Genomic DNA, 22,862 nt, shown 5'->3' with positions numbered 1-22,862 from the left:
TTCCTATTAAATTTGGTATACTTTATTTTGAGAACCAATATAGCGAGGTTTTAAAAATGATTTTATTACAACTCAATAATGTGGCACGACACTTTGGCGATATTCCTTTATACGATGATGTGAACTTTTCTATCCAGTCGCAAGACCGTATCGCCCTTGTTGGCCGTAATGGAACTGGAAAATCCACTTTAATTAAACAAATTATAGGACAAGAACCTTTATCTGGTGGCACGATTACTAAGCAACGTGGTATTAAGATTGGCTATTTAGAGCAGCATGTCGCCCTAAATTCAGACCGAACCATCTGGGAAGAGATGCTTTCGATTTTTGATGATTCCATTGCTTTACGCGAAGAGGCAATGCAAGCATCGGAGCGGCTCGCTCAACTGAGTGACCAATGGGACAGCCCTGCATACAAGCAAGCCTTAGCAGATTACGACCAATTGCAAGAAAAGATGCAACACCGTAACGTTTATAGTATTGAGTCCGATATTCGGATGGTCCTTCACGGCTTTCGTTTCTACGAAGAAGATTATGACCGACCGATTAACTCGCTGTCGGGCGGACAACAAACCCGTCTTGCTTTAGCACGTACGCTTTTGATGGATTACGATCTATTAATTCTCGATGAGCCTACCAACCATTTGGATATGGAGACACTCAATTGGCTGGAAGGATTTTTAAGCAATTATCGCGGAGCACTGCTGATTGTTTCACACGACCGCTACTTCTTGAATCGCGTCACCCGTACTGTAGTCGAATTGCGCCATCACACTTCTCATCTCTATAAAGGGAATTATGATTTTTATTTAAAAGAAAAGGCACTTCGACTCTCTCAAGAAATGAAACAGTATGAAGCCCAACAAGAAGAAATTGCTAAATTAGAAGATTTTATTGCGCGCAATATTGTCCGGGCCTCAACGACCAAGCGAGCCCAAAGCCGCCGTAAAAAACTTGAAAAAATGACTCGAATTGAAAAGCCGCTGCAAGACGATAAGGCACCGCGTATTCAATTTAGCGCTGCAAGAGAATCTGGTGAACGGGTCATCGATGCAGAAGATTTGGCGATTGGCTATAGCGCAGAAGAAACACCTGTTGCGACAGACTTAAATGTAGAATTAAAACGACAAGATGCGGTTGCGATTGTCGGACCGAACGGGGTTGGTAAATCTACTTTAATTAAAACTTTAATTGGACGAATCCCTGCATTAGCCGGAACAATCAGCATTGGAACTAAAGTCGATATTGGCTACTATGACCAAAATGTAAATCAACTGAATCCTAATTTAACGGTGCTAGAAACACTTTGGCAAGCGCATGACACCGTCGATGAGTGGAAAATTCGCAGTATTTTAGGGAGTTTTCTATTCACAGGAGAGACCGTTGAAAAGAGAGTCGCTATGCTCAGTGGGGGCGAAAAAGCTCGGTTAAGTCTAGCGCTTTTAGCAAGTGACCACGATAATACGTTACTATTAGACGAGCCGACCAACCACTTAGATATTGATAGTAAGGAAATCCTCGAAGAAGCACTCATTGATTATGACGGGACCTTGCTCTTTGTCTCGCATGACCGCTACTTTATCAACCGAATTGCAACGCAAATTTTAGAAATTACACCCACAGGAAGTCAACTTTATTTAGGCGATTATGATTATTACTTGGAGAAAAAATCTGAACAAGAAGCCATCGATGCGATGTTGGAAAGTGAAGAAGAAATTGTCACAACGACTCCTACCCCAACTGTCAGCAATTTTGAAGAAAACAAGCAGTTAAAACGCGAATTAAAACGTCTGACGACGCTCGTTGAAGAAACCCTAACACGTTCTGAAGAGATGGATCAAACAATTGAATCAATCCACCAACAACTGGTTGAGGCCTCCGAAATCAATGATCAAGTACGGTTGCTAGAACTCCATCAAACATTGCAACAAGTCGAAGCCGAGCAACTTAAAGTTCTCGACCAATGGGAAGAAGCGAGTTTAGCGTTAGAAGCTTTCGAAGCGCAATATCCACATGTTCAAATTTAAACGCCTCACTCAAAAAAATATCCCGTACCTGCGCTGAGGTACGGGATATTTCTATATTATAACATCAAGCCGGGTTTCGCATTTAACCATAAATCTGTTAAGCGACCTTGCTGTAAATACTGATCCGCTGCTGCACCAATCATCGCAGCATTATCACCACATAGTGAGAGCGGTGGAATTAAAAGTGTGACATCCGGATATTGACTGGCAATTAACTCTGTCACCATCGAACGGATGGCTGAATTAGCTGCCACCCCTCCGGCTAAGATAAATTGTTTCACTTCAGGATGCGCTGCAAGTGCTTGATTAATTTTCGAATGGAAAATTTCAACCACTGCCGCTTGGAAGCTTGCCGCTAAATCTGCATGGTCGATGGTTTCGCCGCGTTGCTTGGCATTGTGAACTAAATTCATTACGGCACTTTTCATGCCACTGAAGCTAAAGTCAAGTGAGCCATCATGAAGCATCCCACGTGGCACGTCATAGCGCGAAGCATCACCTTGATGAGCCAATTCATCTAAATATTTTCCAGCCGGATAAGGCAAATCTAAAATCCGACCGACCTTATCGTAAGCTTCACCAATCGCATCATCGCAAGTTTCACCTAGTATTTCAAAGGATAGGTGATCTTGCATATAAACAATTTCCGTATGGCCACCACTGACAATTAACGCCAGCGCTGGAAACTCAAGCGGTTGCATCAACTGAGCTGCATAAATATGGCCCGCCAAATGATTTACAGCAATCAATGGCTTCTCAATGATTTGACTTAAACTCTTAGCCGCTGTCACACCGACAAGAAGTGCACCAACGAGTCCTGGACCTTGCGTAACCGCTACAGCATCAAGATCTGATAGTTCGAGTTCAGCTTGTTCAAGCGCCAACTGAATGACTTGCGTAATTTGTTCGGTGTGATGACGGCTCGCAACTTCAGGAACAACTCCACCAAAGCGCATATGGCTACGAATTTGTGAAGCAACGACATTGGCTAAGATACGTTGCCCGTCTTCAATCACAGCTGCACTCGTCTCGTCACAACTTGTTTCAATGGCTAAAATTCGTCTCGTTGTCAAAATTTGCTTCACTCCATTCCATTATGATGGCATCTTCGTTTGGGTTTTTGTAATAATTTCGCCGGACATCTAATGTCACAAAACCTACTCGCTCATAAAGTGAACGCGCTCGTTGATTCGATACACGTACTTCTAAAAAACAGCGTTCCAACGTCGTTTGCTCCAAAACACTGCGTAATAACTCATATCCATAGCCCTGTCCACGATAAGCTGGGGAAATATAACAACGGAGAATCTCCAGTTCACCTGCTAATTCTACACCTGCCACATAACCGATCCCCTCTTCAATATAATAGACGGTATATGGATTGTCGCGTTCTGTTCGAAACGTTGCTAACGTATCATTAAACTCTGAAAAACTTTCAATAATTAACTCTTTTTGTGCTGGGGTTAATTGTTTACCCGTTAAACGTTGCATCCCATCACCTACATATAGCGGCACATAAAATAGGCCGTCTCTTGATTATCGTCATAATAGAAAGGAATGTCCTTTATTTTGATAAAACGATGTGCACGATAGAGCTGTTGTGCAACTTCATTTGATTGACGGACTTCCAAAGTTATTTGCGGGAGTTGATGTTGTGCCACCAATTCAATCCATGCCGTAAGTAAGTAGTTTCCTAACCCTAAGCGTTGGTGTGAAGTTTGCACAATCAAATGACTAATATGGGCCCCTTTGGCTAAGAAACGCCCAGTAATCATCCCTACCACTTCTTTGGATTGGACCTCTTCGAGCAATAAATATACGCAATAAGGATTGTGATGATAATCATAGACAAAATCTCGATATCGCCAAGCTTGAAAGCCTTGATAACCATCTTCTTGAAGTCGCATCAATGTCTCTATATCTTCAGCCTGCGCAAAACGCAAACGGAATGTTTGCGTATTACGCTCCAATACTTCTTGTTGATCTAGGTATTGCTGAGACTGTTGCATAATGACATGCTTTCCTTTAGCTCGATTGGGTGTAAGAACTTCTAATAATCGGCGCACCGAGGTCTCTCCTTATCTTGCATTTTATTAATAGCGGTCAATCAACGATTCTCGCTCATCGGATGGTTGATCGCCTGGCTGGGCAGCTTGCCACTCTCTTTCAGCTAACGTTTGTTGTGTATAATTCGGAGCCAAAGTTGCAATATCATCCACTCGCTCTGAAGTTAACCAATTCATGGCCTCTGCCACGCGTGGTTGACTTGCCCAACCTTGAATCAGCGTCGTCTCTTGTTGCAATGCACTGGACTCAATTATTTCCTCAAAAGAATCAAGCGAATGCCCAACAAAAACGATTGAGTCCGTCGGCACAAGATGTGACTGAATCGTATCTAGCCAGACATCAAAGTCACAATGCGTATCGGGTAAGACCGCAATCAATTGTTGCTTTTCTTGATGATAGCGATATAAACCGGTATATGCCGTCCCACGACGTCCATCTATCACTGGCACGATAAAGCTTGAAGGGGTTGCGTTCGCTAGCCATCCGCTCACTGCCAAAAGACCTAGACTTGACACTGTATAGAGTGGGACTTGGTTAAATTGTGCCCATGTCTTGGCGTAGGTTATGCCAATCCGCACTCCAGTAAAGGAACCCGGTCCACAGCCCACAATCAAAGCCGCCACTTCCCGCGCACGCCAATTCAGTACTTTCAACGTGCTATCAATCACCGCCGCCAGCGTTTCGCCATGCTTCCTGGCTCCGATTAACGTTTGTTGCGCTAAAATTTGCCACGATCCGTTCGGATATTCTCCTTCAATCGCACCGACGGCTAAGGCCTCTCCAGCCGTATCAAGAACAAGGTACTTCATCTTAATCCCTCAAATTCTAGTATGCTCTCGCTAACCAAACGGTTACTTTCGATGGTTTGCCGGTTACAATACACGTAGATTTTGGTTCAACCATTCCTTCAAACGGAATATTACGTGTCGTAAATCCAGTACGTTCTTTAATTAAAGCTTCGGTTTCTTCCGTTCCGTCCCAGCCAGCTAATACCCAACCTGGATACTCTCCTTCAGCACGTTTCGATTCAATATGTGCCTCTAATTCTTCTAACGTCTCAATATTTGTATAAATATTCGCTTCATTAAACGCGCGTGCTTTTTCTAATAGGCGAACTTGCATTTCATCTAACGCTTCAACGACACGCTCAACCACTTGGTCTAATACGACCTCTTCCTTATCTTCTAAGTCGCGCATTTTAATAATGGCTTTTTGATTTTCTAAATCTCTTGGTCCAATTTCGATACGCAATGGCGCTCCGCGAAGCTCCCACTCATTAAACTTAAAGCCTGGACGGTTATCACTATCATCAATGACTGTACGGAATCCACGTTGACGTAATTCAGCATTGATTTTCTCGAGTGTTTCCATAATCTCTGGATTTTTTTGCCATGGACCGACTGGAATCATCACAACTTGTTGAGGAGCCATGCGTGGCGGTAAGACAAGTCCTTGGTCATCACTATGGACCATAATCATTGCACCGATTAAGCGCGTAGAAACTCCCCATGATGTCGTATAGGCTAAGACATGCTCGTTATCTGGGTTTAAGTAGCGAATATCAAATGCTTCCGCAAACTTAGTTCCCATATAATGACTTGTTCCTGCTTGGACACATTTAGTATCTTGCATCATCGCTTCAATCGAATAAGTTCGTTCTGCCCCAGCAAATCGTTCAGATGGCGTCTTTTCCCCTTTGAAAACTGGGATGGCCAGTAAACCTTCTACTTCTTCGGCATAAATATCTAACATTCGTTGTGTCCGTGCCTCAGCCTCTTCTGCTGTCGCATGCACAGTATGCCCTTCTTGCCATAAAAATTCACTCGTACGTAGGAATGGCAAAGTACGTTTTTCCCAACGGAAAACGTTCGCCCATTGGTTAATCTCTAATGGTAAGTCACGGTAAGACTGAATCCAACGCGAATAAGCGTCTCCAATTACCGTTTCAGATGTTGGGCGTAGCGCTAGACGTTCTTCTAACTTTTCTCCTGCTGCTTCCGTCACCCAAGGTAATTCTGGTGAGAATCCTTCAATATGATCTTTTTCTTTTTGGAAGAAATGTTCTGGAATCAACATAGGGAAATACGCATTACGTACGCCTTCTTCCTTAAAGCGCTTGTTAAATGCTTCTTGAATATGTTCCCATAACTCATAGCCGTTCGGCTTGAAAATCATACACCCTCTCACCGGTGAATAATCCATTAAATCTGCTTGCTGAATCGTATCTAAATACCATCTTGAAAAGTCTTCTTTACGTGTAACCATTTCTAATTCCCTCCATATAAAAAAATACTGTTCCCGTCCACATCAGGACGAAGAACAGTGAGTCTCCGCGGTACCACCTTCGTTGTCAATCCTTTGATCGACCACCTTTGCCGATAAGGAGGCTAACCCAAACTGATTCAATGCTAATAGTAGGTTCAGTCGCATGAGTGGGAAGTTCTTCGCAGCACCGAACTCTCTCTGATACCGTCATGTGATTTACTATTCTATTATTACGTTCATTATAAGCTTTATCCTCTGCGAAAGCAATCGTTAATCGGTAATTATTTGCGTCGCATCGGGGCTTAAGACATAATTTGGCAATCGACGAATTTGCGAAATCGGCCACCATGCAAAGACCGCTTCGCCAATCACATCTTCTACATCAATAAATCCAAAACGGCGACCATCCAATGAGTTTTGACGGTTGTCACCGAGAACGAAAAGTTTACCTTCTGGCACTGTCGCTTCTCCGGTCAAGGATTCTAACGTAAAATCATTGGTTACTTTGCCACCTCTTTCAGCTTCCATTTCCGCTAAGTAAGGTTCATCCAAGGGATGCCCGTTAAGGTAAAGTTGTCCATCCTTATAGGCTACACGATCTCCTTCAACACCGATTACCCGCTTAACATAAAGCTTCGTTTCTTTTTCATCATCCGTTTCTTTTTCATCATCCGTTTCTTCTTCATCATCATAATGTAATGGCGTCGGGAAGATGACGACATCAAACCGATCTGGTTCAGCGAGCTTATACATAAACATCTTCTCGCCATCATGCAATGAATACTCCATGGATGGTCCATCGACCTCGAAAGGTTCCGCAACATATGTGTAGATCCCCTTAATCGCAACAAATACAATAATAAATGTGATTGCAAAACTAAAAAGTTCTCTTAAAATATTTTTAATCATTCCGTCCATACCTTTCTTTAATCGGTAGTTTATTAAATTCTATTATAAGCTTTCTGATTATCGGATTCAATGAATTACTTAATGAATTACTTATGGTATGAATGATGATTAATAATTCGAAACGATCGATAAATTTGTTCCACTAACACTAAACGCATCAATTGGTGAGGCAATGTAATTCGACCAAAGCTAATCGAATGGTCTGCGCGTTTTTTAATGGCTTCGGATAAGCCAAGTGACCCTCCAATTACAAAAGTCACTTTACTATCACCATAAATAGCATATTGTTCTAAAGTGCTCGCTAACGCTTCAGAAGTTATCAACTTACCTTCGATGGCTAGCACGATCAGTCGTCGGTTCGCACCCACCCGACTTAAAATCCGTTCTGCTTCTTGTTCAAGAATTTGTTCTTTTTCGACTTCGCTCGGTTGATCTGGCGTTGGTTCATCGGGAACTTCAATGATGGAGACTTTCGCATACGGTTTCATACGTTTCATATATTCTGCGATGCCTTGTTTTAAATATTTTTCTTTTAGTTTGCCTACTGCAATAATTTCAATATTCATTGCTTCACGCCCCTTTGTCTATAGTATACCTTATCTTGCCAACGCTTTGCGAACCCCTTTTCACTTGACGCTGTGGATAAGTCTGTTCATATCCATATTTTCTGTGTAAAACAAGTTGAAAAATGTTTATTTTTTAGTGAAAAAATACTTTTTTTCACAAATAGAGTCCATTTCTCTGTTTTTTGTATAAAAATATCCACAGAAACCGAAGTTCCTGTGGATAACTTATTATCCGATAATCTCATCTTCTGAGTTAGGTTGTTCCCCACCGTCATCTTCAACCGGATACATTGGCGATGAATCTTGATGATTTAATTTATTCGTTAACGTAACTTCTAATTGCATTTCTTCACCTTCACGATAAATCGTTAAGGTCACCGTATCACCAACTTGATATTGATATAAAATTCGTTTCAAACTTTGTGAGTCAGTCACGGGTTCACCATTTAAGGCAGTAATAATATCCAATGCTTCTAATCCTGCTTTATCCGCAGCAGATTGAGATTGTATATTGGCAATTAAAGCTCCTTCTGTGACCGTTTCAGGTAAGTTCAATTCTTCTTCCAAACTACGACGGCTGAAACGATTTAAGTTATAAGTTCCCACACCTAAGACTGGACGAATCACTTCTCCGTGCTCTTCTAGCATACTGATGATGTGTTTCACTTCATTACTTGGAATCGCAAATCCCATCCCATCAATTTGTGAAGAGGCGTATTTGCTGGAGTTAATTCCCATTAACTGTCCTTGCGAGTTAACGAGCGCTCCTCCGGAGTTACCTGGGTTAATCGCTGCATCTGTTTGCATTAGGGTCATTTCCCAGTCTTGTTGACCGTCCCCATTAATATCTACCGGAATCGAACGGTTAAGCCCTGATACAATCCCTTGCGTCACTGAAGATGCAAAGCGTGAGCTTAAAGGTGAGCCAATCGCAATCGCCGTTTGACCTACTTTTACTTCATCTGAATTCGCAAATTCAATTGGATTGCCAACTCCCTTAGCAGAAATTTTTAGCACGGCCAGATCACTAATTTGGTCCGATCCAACGACTTCCGCTTCATGTACGGTACCATCGCGTAACTCGACTTCAACTTGATCCGCCCCGGCAATCACGTGGTTATTGGTTACGACATAGGCAGTATCTCCATCTACTTTATAGACAACACCACTACCTGTACCGGCTAGGACAGGTTCTTTTTGGATATCATTAATTTCTAGACCATCATTGCCCCAGAAAATATTCCCCATTTGTTGATCGCGTTGGTAGTTATTCACCGTCACAACGGAGTCTTGAACTTGATCAACTACACCCGTAATGGTATTTTCAAAGTCAGATAAGCTTGCTTGTGAATGGACATTGCGGGGTTGAACCGGATCCGTTAATCCTAGACCAAACAATCCGGCCACCACTAATACGGCCAGTGTCCCTAACATCCCTGCACAAATATTTTTCCACCATTGAATATTTTGTTGTTGATTTCGCATTGTGAATCCCCTCTTATCTATTAATTAACTAAAACTAATGTAACACGAAAGTATGAATACATTATGAACTATTTAAGAGATATTCGAGTCATTTTGTTAACAAAATATGAATTAAATTCGGCGCAATCCAGTTGCCTGATCAGGGTGTGTCATATAAAGACGCATGGAATCGGTCGTAGAATAATCATGCTGGTGCAAAATATACTCCATCGATTTCATCGCAATTTCTTTTGTATTATTATCACGACTTAAGTGACCTAAATAGATGGACTTGGTTTGGTTCCCAATCAAATCAACCATCGCTAAGGCCCCATCCTCATTGCTCAAGTGTCCCTTATCACCTAAGATCCGCTGTTTCAACGACCAAGGATAGCGCCCTGATCGGAGCATCTCCAACTCATGATTAGATTCAATTAAATAGGCGGACGCATTTTTTAACTGGTCGCGCAATCGATCACTCACGTATCCCGTATCAGTCAACATCACAAATTGTTTCTTTGCTTTTTGAAAGGCATAGAATTGCGGTTGAATCGCATCATGACTGACCGGGAAACTGATAATATCGATGTCTCCAATCGTTAACATTGTATCGGTTTCAAAGAGGAAGCAGAGCCCTGGATCGATTTTACCTAACGAAGGCATCATTGCATCCCAAGTCCGACGGTTCGCATAAATTGGTATATGATAGCGTCGTGCTAGCACACCGAGCCCATGAATATGGTCTTTATGCTCATGCGTCACTAAAATTGCATCGACATCTTTCAAGCTGCGGTCAATTTGTTGAAAGAGCGCCTCAATCTTTTTTCCACTCAAACCAGCATCAACCATTAAACGAGTTGTACTTGATTCAATGTACGTACAATTACCACTACTACCGCTCGCTAATACCGAAAATTGTAGCGAATCCAATTCGACTGTAGCAACCTTCGAGGGCGAGCCAAGTTTTAGACTATTTAAATTACTGATCATTTCATCACTTCTCTCATTCTTCCTTTTTATTATACAAAAATCTCCTCCGAACTGCTAATCGACTGTGGCTCATTAGAAAAGGTGAGCTTTCCTTGGAAAACTCACCTTATGGGTTTTTAAACATCCTTTATTTAGAAACCACTGGCTCCGCCGCCACCACCGCCGCCGCCAAAGGAGCCTCCTGAAAAGCCTCCCCCGAAGCCGCCGGTGTTTGATCCAGTATATTTACTTGAGACAGGTTTTGGCGCGGCGTCCGCAATCGATTGATTAATCGTTGGTCGAATGACCTGATTAATCCAATAAGGATTACGATAGAAAACAAGCGGCATATGCATTTCTGTCTGTAATTCTTCGATATGATATTGCTGGTTCATGGCCTCAATCACTTTATCTGCCACATTGAGCGAAACTGCATAAGCCAAATACTCTTCCCACAATGGGAGGGAGGCTATTTCACGCATTCGCATATTGCCAATATCGTCTAACATATTCGCAAAACCCTGCCATTCTTTGATTTGCTTATCTTCTTCGTAAGAACGAATGGGTTTTGCGGCAGTCAAAATCATTAGGATAATCGCAGCGATTGCATTTATTGCAAAATAGAAACCGATATATTGGAGCCAATTTGCTAAAGGTGAGTCAATCACCCAAACAAGCATAAGTACACATAAGCCAATGGATACAAATACATTAAACATTGCTAAGCTTATGGCAACTTGTCTTTCAGCTGGAGCTTGACGTTGTTTTTCACCGACCGCTGAGACATAGTTGCTGAACTGATTCCATAGACGATTTTTAGTGCGAGCAAAGTGCGATTCTTTGCGAATTCGATCTTCGATATCACGTAAAATAACCGGCTCATCATCAGGTAATAAGTAATCATAGACATATTTCTCGTGTCGTTCGAGCTGATTGTATCTTTCCTGAGTCAAATGCGACGATGGGCTGATTCGGACCGTCTGAGAACGTCGACGGAAAATTTTTCCTTCTTCACGGTCAACTTCTTCAATCATTATATAACCCTTTCGTGCCATATCGATAATCGTAGCCGAGAAATCATCCGAATTAGGTTCATTACGCAAAACGGTCGTTGCCATAATCGCCGGTGTTAAATCAGCGGGTAATGAATAGACATGATCTGGAATATGAACCGGATTCGGATTTAAGCGACGTTTCCGTGAAAAATAATAATAGCCCACGTAAATCGTAAAGAGTGGCGCAAGAGATAAGGCCAATAAGCGACGCATTAAACTACGTTGTTTTGCTTCGCGACGCTGGAGATCCGCTTCTACTTGCTGATTCTCCTTCTCAATAATTTGCTCTTTCATCGCTGCATCCACTTTATTTGGATTATTCGGGGTTAATGATGTTGGGAAAATCGCACGTAAACCAATCAGTTGATTCGGTGGATTATTCGGCACAGTCACCTCGATATAACTTCGGTCTTCTGTTCGAGGATAGACCTCTCCTTCGTAATGGCCGTATGCCCATGTTCGAAAGTCTTCTACTTGATTTACTTTACCAGGAAGCTCGATAATCGCATGATAATCGTAAGCGGAGTCGAATTGATCTCCTGTCAACGCCCAGTAGAGTTCAGCTGTATCAGAATAGTTTGTGACTAAATTTTCTAGCGTATATTCCATTAAAACACGGACTTGTTCGTTTTTTGCTGGATAGAAAATTTGAAATTTTAAAAGTTTTCCATCATCCGACGTTTTATAAGTTCCTTCTCGACCATTTAAACCTTCGCTTAAATACGTCACATCTCCTTGTTCATCCACAATCCCTACGCGGTAATTTGTTAAGTTATGTTGATCATGATCGATTGTAATATACATCCCATTCATAAATTCGACGTCATACGTATAGATTTCGCGGAACGTCATATGACCTTCCGAAGAGATTTCTCCCTTCATTTCAATCTGATTCATATCAAAACGAACTTCTTGCGCATGGATCGCTGTCAGCCCTACTTGCCATAAAAGACATAAAAGAATCGGAATTATTTTAAATGGATTGCGTTTCATACATTTCAACTCCTTCTATACTTAGCTGATTTGTCTTCGTTGAATTACAGTTCCTCGGATTGCATCTACAGTAATAGTGAAGCGACCATTTTGATTATCATAAACGACTTGCCATGCGGGTGAATACACATTAAATTTATCCAATTCTTGTGATCGATAATACGTGAAAACCGAATAATGAATTTGTGAACCGTCAGGAATTAATGTCTCAGCTCGACGGTCAATCACTTCGATGGCTTCGCGTTCAGTAATCATGCGACTTTTTTGCTTCAAAGCGGTAATATCTGCTTGGAAGGTTTGAATATAGCCTACCATATTATAGTTCTCATCTAAATTAATTTGAATTTCTGCGGTTCCATCGGTAATGGGATTGCCATCATATGCCGTCATTCGAATATAGATGGTTCGCTGACTGTTGACATACCAGAAATTTCGATAGTATTGACCGCCAATAAACATTTCTGGATCCGATAAATAGTTATTCGTTAAGAGGGTCCGGTCTTCTTCAGACAATCCTGTCGTTTGATCATTTAAATTCAAGTTTAACTTAACAGGCTCATCAAAGGTACTTGTAAGAGTCCCTTCACCATCAACAGAGGCATTTTGATTGCTAAGCTGTCCAATGTTTGCTGCTAAATAATTATTTTTGGAGGCAACAACATAAGGGACTTCTTGTGAATCGGATTTTAACTTAGGATAAGAGATACCTCTAGCACTTAGCTCTTGTTCAATGGTTAAATTTCTAGCTGTAGCATTATACGTTGAAATCGTATTGATTCGTGCGAAGAGCATAAAGATTAGATAAATATCAAATAGCAAAAACGAGATAATCAGTGCAATTTGAATTCGTTTAAAGTCCATTACGCTTCCTCCTCTGCCTCTTTTTGGAACCAATAATCAATAAAGGTTTCGCTCATCACTTCGTCGTAAGTATAAACTTCGCCGCGATACTCAAAGAACCATTGGGGTGTTAGCTGAACTTTACGGAAATTCTCCATATCTTTCTCCCAGTAATACCCTATAAAAATCGCATCAAAGCTCCCTAGCATCATATTATATTGTTGAATATTATTGAGCAACTGCTCGTGATTATCTAGCGTCACTTCTTGAAAGAGTGAGTCGATAAAAATATTTGGAAATAACGTTGGCTGTTGATAGCGATAAACATCACCGCTCCGGTCATTTCTTAATTGAAAGGTAATTTCCCCATAATCGGCTTCTTTCGATCCGCTGCGAACTGGAAGCCCATTGACCAATCGCCGATAGATAATATGATTATTAGCCGCTCGCTCGAGTTGTAATGCCCCTTGCCAATACTCCAATTGTTGTAAGTAGGAATAAGTATTGGTTACTTTATCACTAATGGTCCGTGCCTCTCCTTGTTCGACTCGGTTGGGTTGTAAACTAATCAACTGCTTCGTCCGATCAATATCGAGCGTGTTTAAATAGTTTTGATAGCGATAAATTGGTGCGTCTCCCGATGGGTTGATTTCTAATAGACTGTAATCACTGTCTGGAAAAATCTGATTCACTAATAAGTTCTCCGGGACCGCTTCGAGCGTATACAACTGAGTCGATAACGTCATGGCTAATTCAGGTAAATAAATCGGCCCCTTACGCCCTGCATAGCGAATCATCGGGACGAGGGTTTCTTTATTTTGTTCGGACGTTTCTTTTAAATCTTCGATTTTAAGCTGTCTAGAAAGGTGTCCAACAACGAATCGATTCGCTCCCGTATCCATCAAGTAAACATTGCCACCTTCATCAGGAATTAGAGGGATAACAATTCGGTCAATTAAAAAGTCCTCAAGGTCCCCATCTTCAGTTTCCACGAGATGATTCAACACCCCTAAAGGAATACGGTGTGGAAAGGTTAATTGTAAATGCTCAATCTCCCATAAATAATTTAAGGTTCCAGGATTGACCGTCTCATGCGAGTCATTCACGTGGATCGGGCGAGATTCAATTAATGTTTTAATCGATTGATACGTATTTTGTGAACGAACCCAATACGTTTGATCCACCATACGATAATAGATCGTTGACGGAGTAACAATATCCGAGTAACGTTGCTGAATCGGTGAATAGAGATAACTCCCCACCTTCGATTCGTCGTCCGATTCACTCACTTCAGGAGTGGTTAATCTTTGTTCAATCCCAATCAGTCTTTGAATCCCTCGAATATCGTAGAAAATAAAGTAGGACAAGCATAACCCTAAAATAACTAAAGCACTTAAAATATAAGGTAATAGTCGCTTCAAACGATTTATCATGTTCCTACCCCCAATCTTCTTCGATATCTTCAAAAGATGTCGATGGTAATGTAAAGCTGAAGTTACTTCCTTTTCCTTCTACGCTTTCAACCCAAATCTGACCACCGTGTAATTCAATGACCTCTTTAGAAATCGCTAAGCCAAGACCGCTCCCACCTTGTTCTCGTGAGCGCGCCTTATCAACTCGATAAAAGCGTTCAAATAAGCGTTCAGCGTCAGATTTCGAAATTCCTAAGCCTTCATCAATCACACTCACTTTTACAAAACCTTGTTCTTCTGATAATCTGACCGTCACGGTGCCGCCATCCGGTGAATACTTAATTGCGTTGTTCAGTAAGTTATCAATCACTTGAGTCATCCGGTCTTGATCGATATCCACGTAGATATCCCGCGGCGTAAACTCGCGAACAATTTGATAGTTCTCTCCGTTTGGATCATTGGCAACGGTAAATTCTAAGCGGTCTAAAATAAAATTCAGCACGCGCTTTAAATCGACATAATCTTTATTTAAAACAATCTGTCCACCATCAATTTTGGAAAGATCTAATAAGTTCGAAATCATTCGAATCATCCGATTACTTTCAGACTCGATAACTTCTAAGAAATGAGGGGCGATTGATTCATCTTGCCAAGCGCCTTCAGCCAACGCTTCAGAATAACTTTTAATACTCGTGAGTGGCGTTCTTAGCTCATGAGAGACGTTCGATACAAAATCACGTCGCTCTTGTTCTGTCTTTTGTTGCTCGGTAACGTCAGTTAGGACGCAAACTAACCCTGAAATAAATCCACTATCGCGTTTGATAATCGAGAATTCCCCTTTATAAATAGACTGCTCTGCGTCATCTTGTACCATTAAAATTACTTGCTCTTTACGGAATAAATCATTGAGTTTAAATTGATCCTCAATACCTAATAACTTCAAAATTGACTGGCCGTGCGCTTGATCTTCACGTAAATTAAGTAAAGATAGCGCACGATCATTCACTAGCAAGACTTTACCGCGGTGATCGGTTCCAATCACGCCGTCTGTCATATGCCGTAAAATCCCGTCCAATCTCTGACGTTCAGATTCGGTCGATTCTTGGGCATCTTTAACTTTAATCGCAAGTTCGTTAATCGTATTAGCCAATTCACCCAGCTCATCCGTTCCATAGATTGTCGCAGGATAATTGTAGACTCCCTCTGATATTCGCAAGGCTTGTTGACGCATCTCTTCAATCGGTCGTGTCAAACCTTGACTGAGGACTAAGGCAATCACAATCGCAATGACAATCGCCAAAAAGGTTGCTTGAACAAATAAATCAATAATATTATTGTTTTGTTGATACACTTGATTTAAATTGGTCTCGATTAATAAAGCGCCTAATGTACTTGTCCCGTCAGGTGTTAACAAAGGCTTAATAATTTGATACTGCGGTGTTTTCGTCTCATTATCATACGATTCTAACTCCATCATCGATCGATTCAAAATAACATTGCGAACTTCCGGCTCCGTCGTTTGAGTTCCAATCAAACTCAACTCCGATCCTTGATTGGTCGCAATAATCGTCTCTGAATTATTAACCACATTAATTCGAACGGGCAAAGTCGATGTAAAGGTATCTAAAGTCTGATTGAGTTGGACATAAGTCTGTTGACTATCTTCCGCATTATTGACCATTACATTGACCACGTTATTCATTAAAAAGTCCGCTTGCGTATTAATTTGAGCTTTCGTTTGATTAATCGTTTGAGATTCTAACTGGTCAATAAAAAACACCCCAATAAACTGAAAGCTAATCAGTAAAATAAATAAAAACAGGAGAGGTATTTTAAAGTAAATCGATTGATAGAAACGAAACCGTGTTTTTCTCATAAAGTCACCTATTATCTTCTTATTACAAATAATCTTCCCTTAATTTTTATTAATAGTCAACCCCGTAGAATCAATCTACGGGGCTAATTATTTGCGACAAATTAATTGTCGCCATTTTGATTTTTTAAGTAGTAGCCTACGCCACGTCGCGTTAAAATATAAGTCGGATGGCTTGGCTGATCTTCAATCTTTTCACGTAAACGACGAATGGTAACATCGACCGTTCGCACATCACCAAAATAGTCATAACCCCACACTGTTTCTAATAGGTGCTCACGGGTCATCACTTGTCCGATATGTTGCGACAAGTAGCTAAGCAGTTCAAATTCACGATGGGTCAATTCAACATCTTCCCCATTTTTAGTGACAGTATAGGCATCTTGATGGATGACTAAATCACCAACTTCAATATCATTCGAACGTTGCTCAGATGCTTCGTTAAGAATCGCAGAATTACGTCTCAGGTTCGCTTTGACTCGAGCAATCAGTTCTCGATTTGAGAAAGGCTTTGTCACATAATCATCTGCGCCCAGTTCCAGTCCGAGTACTTTATCAATTTCTGAGTCTTTTGCCGTCAACATAATAATGGGAACGGCACTCTCTTTACGAATTTGGCGACAGACTTCAAGTCCATCCACTTTAGGTAACATAAGATCCAAGATAACAAGGTCTGGCTGTTCTTCATTGAATGTCTCAATCGCATCTTCACCGTCAAAGCTAGTTAATACTTCAAATCCTTCATTTTTTAAGTTGAAGCTAATAATATCCGAGATTGGTTTTTCGTCATCGACTACTAAGATTCTTTTCATTCCGTGCCCTCCTTATCTGGGACATATACTTCTAATCTATTATACCTTTATTCTATTTTCTGTCAAAATTTGAACGCTTACAAGACTTCGATAGAGCAAGGTATTCGCATGTTAAATTTAGTAAGTTGAACTATTGAACATATGTCCGCAAGTCTGATTCAATCCGCTGGGCTTTGGCTTTTGCCTGATCCATCGAATCTGCTTTCGTCGCAATGTAGAGTTTAATTTTCGGCTCGGTACCACTCGGTCTTAACGCTACCCAACTGCCATCCGTTAAATGATATTTCAACGCATCACTAGTTGGTAACGTTAAAGGCACACTGTGTCCATCGCTTTGCGTTGACTGGCTCGTTAAATAATCATCACTTTGAACGACAGCGATCTCACCGAGTTGGCTTGGACCTTGTTGACGAATATGTGCCATAATCTGACGCATGCGCTCGGCACCATCTAACCCAGGATACGTAATGGCGATGGTATGTTCATAATAGCAGCCGTAACGTTGATAGATTGATTCCAGCGCATCACCGAGCGTTCTGCCTTGGGATTGATGGTACGCTGTGAGTTCTGCTAAGACGACCAATGCTTGAATCGCATCTTTATCCCGAACAAATGGACGGATTAAGTAGCCGTAACTTTCTTCAAATCCCATTAAAAATTGTTTTGCCTTGGATTGTTCATATCCCTTGATCTTCTCAGCAATAAATTTAAAGCCGGTCAATACTTCCTCGACTTCGACGCCGTAATGTTGGCAAATCGGTCTCACAAGATCGGTTGAGACAATTGATTTGACCACCACACCATTTGTAGGCAGGCTATCTTGGCTTTGAGCTGCTTCTAATAAGTAATCGAGCATAATCGCCGCAATTTGGTTACCGGTCAGCATTTGATAGTCTCCTGTTGCAGTGCGAATCATCGCGCCTAACCGGTCCGCATCGGGATCGGTTGCTAAGATAATATCTGCCTTAACTTCTTCAGCCAATTGTAGTGCTTCATCAAAAGCTTCAGCTGACTCTGGGTTCGGACTTTTAACAGTTGGAAAAGCACCGTCAGGTTCTTGTTGCGAGGCAACAACATGAATTTGTTCGAAGCCAGCTTGCTTCAATGCTTTAAGACCAAGATACATTCCAGCCCCATGCAGTGGTGTATAGACAATTGAAATATTCGATTGATGTTGTTGAATTAGCTCTGAATCAATCGTCACAGACTTCATCGCATCTAAATAAGCTTGATCGACTTCGTCACCAACCACTTTTATCTTGCCTGAAGCTACCAATTCATCAAAATCCGAGGTAGCAACTTCTAACGGATCTGCCACTTGACTGACATAATCCATTAACTGCCCAGCTTCGACCGGTGGCATCTGTCCTCCGTCTTCCCCATAGACTTTATAACCATTATATTCGGCTGGATTATGGCTGGCAGTAATCATAATTCCCGCATAGGCCTTAAAATATCGTACCGCAAATGACAACACCGGTGTCGGTCTTAAACACTCATAGAGATAGACTTGAATACCGTGATGCCCTAACACGCAAGCAGCTTCTTGAGCGAACTCGGGCGAAAAATGTCTTGAGTCATACGCTATCGCCACACCGCGCTCTTGCGCTTGATGTTGGATGATTAATTGAGCTAACCCTTCCGTCGCCTGACGAACAGTATAGCGATTCATCCGATTGGTGCCAGGCCCTAAGATCCCTCGCATGCCTGCCGTCCCAAATGACAATGCTCCCGTAAATGCCTCTTGCGCTTCTTCGGGAGAATAATTTGCCATCGCTTGGCGTAGCTCTTCATCCATTTCAGTATGTGTTTGCCACTTTTGATATGCTTTTTGCCAATCCATCATTATTCTCCTTCAAATTCATTCCAAGTTTGTAAATATTCATACGCAGCTTGTCCCGCAATACTTCCATCGCCAACTGCCGTTGCAATTTGACGTAGATGTTTTAAGCGCACGTCTCCAACCGCAAATAGTCCCGGAACGGTCGTTTCCATTCGCTCGTTCGTCACAATCCAACCTTCCTCATTCGTCACACCTAACTGTGCCACCATTTGTGAGTTAGGCACCATTCCAACATAGATAAAGACTCCTTCTGCTGGAATTTCAGACTGTTCACCTGTCTCCGTATTTTCAATCAAGACGGACGAGACGCTTTGATCTCCTTTAATTTCTTTCACTTCACTATTCCAAATTACTTCGACTTTTTCATTCGCAAATAAGCGATCTTGTAATATTTGTTGTGCGCGAAGTTGATCACGCCGGTGGATTAGTGTCACTTTATTTACAAATTGCGTTAAGAATGTTCCCTCTTCGACCGCAGAGTCTCCTCCACCTACAACAACGACATCACGATTTCGGAAGAAGAAACCATCGCAGACCGCACAGTAAGAGACCCCTTTACCAGTCAGTCGCTTCTCACTTTCTAAACCTAATTCACGGTGCGTCGCTCCCGTCGCAATAATGACCGCTTTTGCACGATAGGTTGTGTCACCGACTGTCACGATCTTATAGGCTCCCTCGCAAACAATGTCAGCGACGTAACCGCTCACACTTTGCGCTCCAAAGCACATCGAACTGTCGTAAATTTTAGTGGCTAATTCAGGACCGCTAATTTTAGTAAAGCCAGGATAGTTCTCGACATCGGCAGTATTCAATAACTCCCCTCCGGGAGCTCCTTGTTCGACAATTACCGTTTTTAAATTCGCGCGCGATGCATACTGAGCGGCGGTCAATCCACCAGGACCTGCTCCGACTACTAGTACATCCACATCGTTATATAAACTCGTCATATTTTACCGTCTCCTTAATCATAATAGGTTGTCTCGTGCTTACCTTCGCGTAACATCAATTGTTGCACAGCTTCTTGAATTGAAAAATCTGGATTTTCATACAAATAATGATATAACATCTCGGTTAAAGGCATTTCAACGCCTTGACTCCGTGCTAAGTTGCGTGCCACTTGGCAAGCCACTGTCCCTTCAATGACCATACCGATTTTTTGTTGAACTTGTTCAAGATTTAAGCCCAATGCTAATAAATTCCCAGCTTGCCAATTCCTTGAGTGGACACTGGTACACGTTACAATGAGATCGCCAACTCCACTCAAACCGCTAAATGTCAGTGGATCCGCGCCGAGTTTAACACCGAGTCGCGTAATTTCTGCCAAGCCACGCGTAATTAAGCCCGCTTTCGCATTGTCACCATACCCTAGTCCGGCAATAATCCCCGCGCAGACCGCAATAATATTTTTTAGCGCACCACCTAATTCCACACCTAGAACATCTTGGTTGGTATAAACGCGGAAATAGTCATTCATAAACGCTTGTTGAACGGCTTCAGCAACCGCCAAGTCTTCACTTGCTGCTGAAATGGAAGTTAAGTCACGTCGCGCAACTTCTTCAGCATGACTCGGTCCAGATAAAACAGCGATACCACGATACGTTTCGCGTAGCATAACTGCTTCAATCACTTGACTTAAACGGAGCTCCGTACCACGTTCGATTCCTTTCGCCACATGGACAATAATTGGGGCAATCTCTTGATGCTGAAGTTCCTCTTTTAACGTTTGACATACTTCACGAATCGCTTGACTTGGCACAGCTAGAACAATCAACTCCACACCTTGAATTGCTTGTGATAAGTCCAACGTCGCCTCGAGTGCACTCGGTAACTTCGCCTCAGGCAAATAGCGTTCGTTCTCTTGATGCATATTGATGGACTCGATAACTTCAGGTTCAATTCCCCATAATGTCGTTTCATGTTTGTTTTCTGCTAATACTTTGGCTAAGGCGGTTCCCCATGATCCGCTACCTAATACTGCTACTCGCATCCCGTCCACTCCTTTTATGATTGTTTTTGACGATTTACATAACTTAACAAACCAATACCACTCACGATTGCAATAAGTGATACAAGTTGAGAAATCCGTATCGGACCTAAATACAGACTATCCGTGCGCATTCCTTCAATCCAAAAACGTCCTAATCCATACCAAATTAAATAGAAACTAGTCAGTGTTCCTGCTCGTAAAGATTTCCAGTAACGACGCAGCATCAGCATCAGCGAAACACCGATGACGTTCCAAACAGATTCATAGAGAAACGTTGGTTGATAATACTGCCCTTGAATATGCATTTGCTGGATCAACCATTCTGGCAAGTGCAAACTTTCTAAAAATTGTCGCGACACCGCTTCGCCGTGCGCTTCTTGATTAATAAAGTTTCCCCAGCGCCCGATTGCTTGAGCTAACATTAACCCTGGCGCTGCACAATCGGCTAATTCCAAGTGAGGCAAGTGATAATGGCGACTATAATAGTACAAGGTCAATATTCCACCGATGACCCCGCCATAGATAGCCATTCCGCCATGCCAAATAGCGGGAATTTCCCACCAATTTTGTAAGAAAAAGTCTAAATTAAATAATACATAATAAAGCCGTGCGCCGATTAAGCCGTTGACCATCGTCCAGAAAAACAAATCAAACAGATGATCTGATAAAAATCCACGTCGCAGTCCTTCACGTTTAAAGATAAAGTACCCTAGCCACATTCCAACACCAATAATTAAACCGTACCAATGAACTTTGAGGGGACCAATTTCAAAGGCAACGCGAGAAATTGCTAAAAATAATCTCATCATCATTAAACCTCACGATTGCTATCAATCAGCTCTCTGAGCTTGCGATTAAAGGTTTCTTTTGCATCAAAGCCCATTAAAGTGGCACGGTGATTCATTGCCGCGGATTCAATAATTACAGAAAGACTTCGTCCTGTTTTTACTGGAATGGTAATGCGGGGGATTTTAACATCGAAGATTTCTTCATAATCTTCCATATTCCCTAACCGGTCATAGACGACCGTACCATCATCTACAACCAAATTAATGATTAACTCAAGTTGTAAATTACTGCGTACTGCAGCGACCCCATAGAGTGAGACGACATCAACAATGCCGAGACCGCGAATTTCAATTAAATTTTGTAAAATATCCGGTGCTTCCCCTAAGAGTGTTAACTCATCCATCTGATAGAGTTCGACGCGGTCATCCGCAACGAGTCGGTGCCCACGTTGAATCAACTCAAGTGCGGTCTCTGATTTACCGACCCCGCTCGTTCCTGTTAACATCACACCCATCCCGTACACTTCCATAAACACCCCATGCTTTGAGATGCGCTCAGCCAATTCATGTTCTAAGAAATTGGTCAAATTGGAAAGAACGCGACTGGTCTTAGACTTTGCACTTAATATTGGAATCCCAGCCGCTTGAGCATATGGAATCAGCTTTGCAGGAATCTCAATATCTCGTGCAAAAACAATCGCTGGCGTGTCATTATGGCAAAGTGCCTGGTAGATTTCCTCTTTTTCGCTGTCCGTTTTTTGTTCCAAATAGGCCATCTCTGTTCGACCAATTAACTGAATTCGTTCGTGAGGGAATCCTTGAGAGAATCCCGCTAAAACAAGTCCGGGTCGCGAAACCTCACTTGTATAAAGTTTGTTATCCCTAAATTCACTGCCGTATTTAATGTCCACAGCAAGCGTATTGACTAATTTATCTACGGTAACTGTACGTGTCATGTTATCCCTCCATGGCTTTATATCTGGTTAAATGTT

General features: G+C 41.9%; 20 protein-coding genes. 1 reads left to right on the top strand and 19 read right to left on the bottom strand.

The window, feature by feature from the left end; all coding sequences use genetic code 11:
* The first annotated feature begins 56 nt into the window (after window positions 1-56).
* Window positions 57-2,027, top strand: coding sequence for an ABC-F family ATP-binding cassette domain-containing protein (locus CYJ57_RS01405; protein WP_101953813.1), 1,971 nt, complete (start codon window positions 57-59; stop codon window positions 2,025-2,027).
* A gap of 56 nt (window positions 2,028-2,083) precedes the next feature.
* On the opposite strand, the gene tsaD is transcribed toward CYJ57_RS01405, so the two are convergent.
* The 19 genes from tsaD to hprK all read right to left on the bottom strand — a co-directional run bounded on the left by tsaD (window position 2,084) and on the right by hprK (window position 22,826).
* Entirely contained in the window at window positions 2,084-3,103 is a 1,020-nt protein-coding gene (gene tsaD, locus CYJ57_RS01400; RefSeq protein ID WP_425319850.1) for a tRNA (adenosine(37)-N6)-threonylcarbamoyltransferase complex transferase subunit TsaD, read from the bottom strand.
* The gene (gene rimI / locus CYJ57_RS01395; protein WP_101953773.1) at window positions 3,072-3,518 is read right to left on the bottom strand and encodes a ribosomal protein S18-alanine N-acetyltransferase; all 447 of its coding nucleotides are present in this window, start codon (window positions 3,516-3,518) and stop codon (window positions 3,072-3,074) included. The genes tsaD and rimI (CYJ57_RS01395) overlap by 32 nt, the downstream gene beginning before the upstream one ends.
* Window positions 3,519-3,526: 8 nt before the next feature.
* Complete coding sequence (gene rimI, locus CYJ57_RS01390) at window positions 3,527-4,093, bottom strand: ribosomal protein S18-alanine N-acetyltransferase (RefSeq protein WP_101953772.1); 567 nt, start codon at window positions 4,091-4,093, stop codon at window positions 3,527-3,529.
* Between the two features lie 27 nt (window positions 4,094-4,120).
* A complete protein-coding gene (gene tsaB / locus CYJ57_RS01385) occupies window positions 4,121-4,903 on the bottom strand; it encodes a tRNA (adenosine(37)-N6)-threonylcarbamoyltransferase complex dimerization subunit type 1 TsaB (protein WP_101953771.1) in 783 nt (260 codons plus the stop codon).
* A gap of 16 nt (window positions 4,904-4,919) precedes the next feature.
* On the bottom strand, window positions 4,920-6,359 hold the full coding sequence (gene proS, locus CYJ57_RS01380) for a proline--tRNA ligase (protein ID WP_101953770.1): 1,440 nt from the start codon (window positions 6,357-6,359) through the stop codon (window positions 4,920-4,922).
* Between the two features lie 270 nt (window positions 6,360-6,629).
* The gene (lepB, locus tag CYJ57_RS01375) at window positions 6,630-7,268 is read right to left on the bottom strand and encodes a signal peptidase I (protein WP_101953812.1); all 639 of its coding nucleotides are present in this window, start codon (window positions 7,266-7,268) and stop codon (window positions 6,630-6,632) included.
* A gap of 86 nt (window positions 7,269-7,354) precedes the next feature.
* Window positions 7,355-7,834, bottom strand: a complete 480-nt coding sequence (gene rlmH / locus CYJ57_RS01370) for a 23S rRNA (pseudouridine(1915)-N(3))-methyltransferase RlmH (protein WP_101953769.1) — start codon at window positions 7,832-7,834, stop codon at window positions 7,355-7,357.
* 228 nt (window positions 7,835-8,062) lie between these two features.
* Window positions 8,063-9,319 (bottom strand): S1C family serine protease, encoded by a 1,257-nt coding sequence (locus CYJ57_RS01365; RefSeq protein WP_101953768.1) that lies wholly within the window; start codon window positions 9,317-9,319, stop codon window positions 8,063-8,065.
* Between the two features lie 111 nt (window positions 9,320-9,430).
* A complete protein-coding gene (locus CYJ57_RS01360; RefSeq protein WP_180764349.1) occupies window positions 9,431-10,288 on the bottom strand; it encodes an MBL fold metallo-hydrolase in 858 nt (285 codons plus the stop codon).
* 131 nt (window positions 10,289-10,419) lie between these two features.
* The gene (locus tag CYJ57_RS01355) at window positions 10,420-12,315 is read right to left on the bottom strand and encodes a DUF2207 domain-containing protein (protein WP_006701732.1); all 1,896 of its coding nucleotides are present in this window, start codon (window positions 12,313-12,315) and stop codon (window positions 10,420-10,422) included.
* A gap of 21 nt (window positions 12,316-12,336) precedes the next feature.
* Complete coding sequence (locus CYJ57_RS01350) at window positions 12,337-13,176, bottom strand: two-component system regulatory protein YycI (protein WP_101953767.1); 840 nt, start codon at window positions 13,174-13,176, stop codon at window positions 12,337-12,339.
* Window positions 13,176-14,588, bottom strand: coding sequence for a two-component system activity regulator YycH (yycH, locus tag CYJ57_RS01345; RefSeq protein ID WP_101953766.1), 1,413 nt, complete (start codon window positions 14,586-14,588; stop codon window positions 13,176-13,178). The genes CYJ57_RS01350 and yycH overlap by 1 nt, the downstream gene beginning before the upstream one ends.
* A 4-nt stretch (window positions 14,589-14,592) precedes the next feature.
* On the bottom strand, window positions 14,593-16,443 hold the full coding sequence (gene walK / locus CYJ57_RS01340; protein ID WP_101953765.1) for a cell wall metabolism sensor histidine kinase WalK: 1,851 nt from the start codon (window positions 16,441-16,443) through the stop codon (window positions 14,593-14,595).
* Between the two features lie 101 nt (window positions 16,444-16,544).
* Window positions 16,545-17,252, bottom strand: a complete 708-nt coding sequence (gene yycF / locus CYJ57_RS01335; RefSeq protein ID WP_101953764.1) for a response regulator YycF — start codon at window positions 17,250-17,252, stop codon at window positions 16,545-16,547.
* Between the two features lie 130 nt (window positions 17,253-17,382).
* Entirely contained in the window at window positions 17,383-19,095 is a 1,713-nt protein-coding gene (locus CYJ57_RS01330) for a phospho-sugar mutase (RefSeq protein WP_101953763.1), read from the bottom strand.
* A 2-nt stretch (window positions 19,096-19,097) separates the two neighbouring features.
* Window positions 19,098-20,042 carry a thioredoxin-disulfide reductase gene (gene trxB / locus CYJ57_RS01325; protein WP_101953762.1) on the bottom strand — a complete coding sequence of 315 codons (945 nt, stop codon included), beginning with the start codon at window positions 20,040-20,042 and terminating at the stop codon, window positions 19,098-19,100.
* A gap of 14 nt (window positions 20,043-20,056) precedes the next feature.
* On the bottom strand, window positions 20,057-21,082 hold the full coding sequence (locus tag CYJ57_RS01320) for an NAD(P)H-dependent glycerol-3-phosphate dehydrogenase (RefSeq protein ID WP_101953761.1): 1,026 nt from the start codon (window positions 21,080-21,082) through the stop codon (window positions 20,057-20,059).
* Window positions 21,083-21,096: 14 nt separating this feature from the next.
* The gene (gene lgt / locus CYJ57_RS01315; RefSeq protein WP_101953760.1) at window positions 21,097-21,891 is read right to left on the bottom strand and encodes a prolipoprotein diacylglyceryl transferase; all 795 of its coding nucleotides are present in this window, start codon (window positions 21,889-21,891) and stop codon (window positions 21,097-21,099) included.
* Window positions 21,892-21,893: 2 nt separating this feature from the next.
* Entirely contained in the window at window positions 21,894-22,826 is a 933-nt protein-coding gene (hprK, locus tag CYJ57_RS01310; RefSeq protein WP_101953759.1) for an HPr(Ser) kinase/phosphatase, read from the bottom strand.
* Between the last annotated feature and the right edge of the window lie 36 nt (window positions 22,827-22,862).

The organism is Falseniella ignava, assembly GCF_002847645.1.
In the GTDB taxonomy this organism is placed as follows: domain Bacteria; phylum Bacillota; class Bacilli; order Lactobacillales; family Aerococcaceae; genus Falseniella; species Falseniella ignava.
This window is presented reverse-complemented; position numbering and strand designations above follow the sequence as displayed.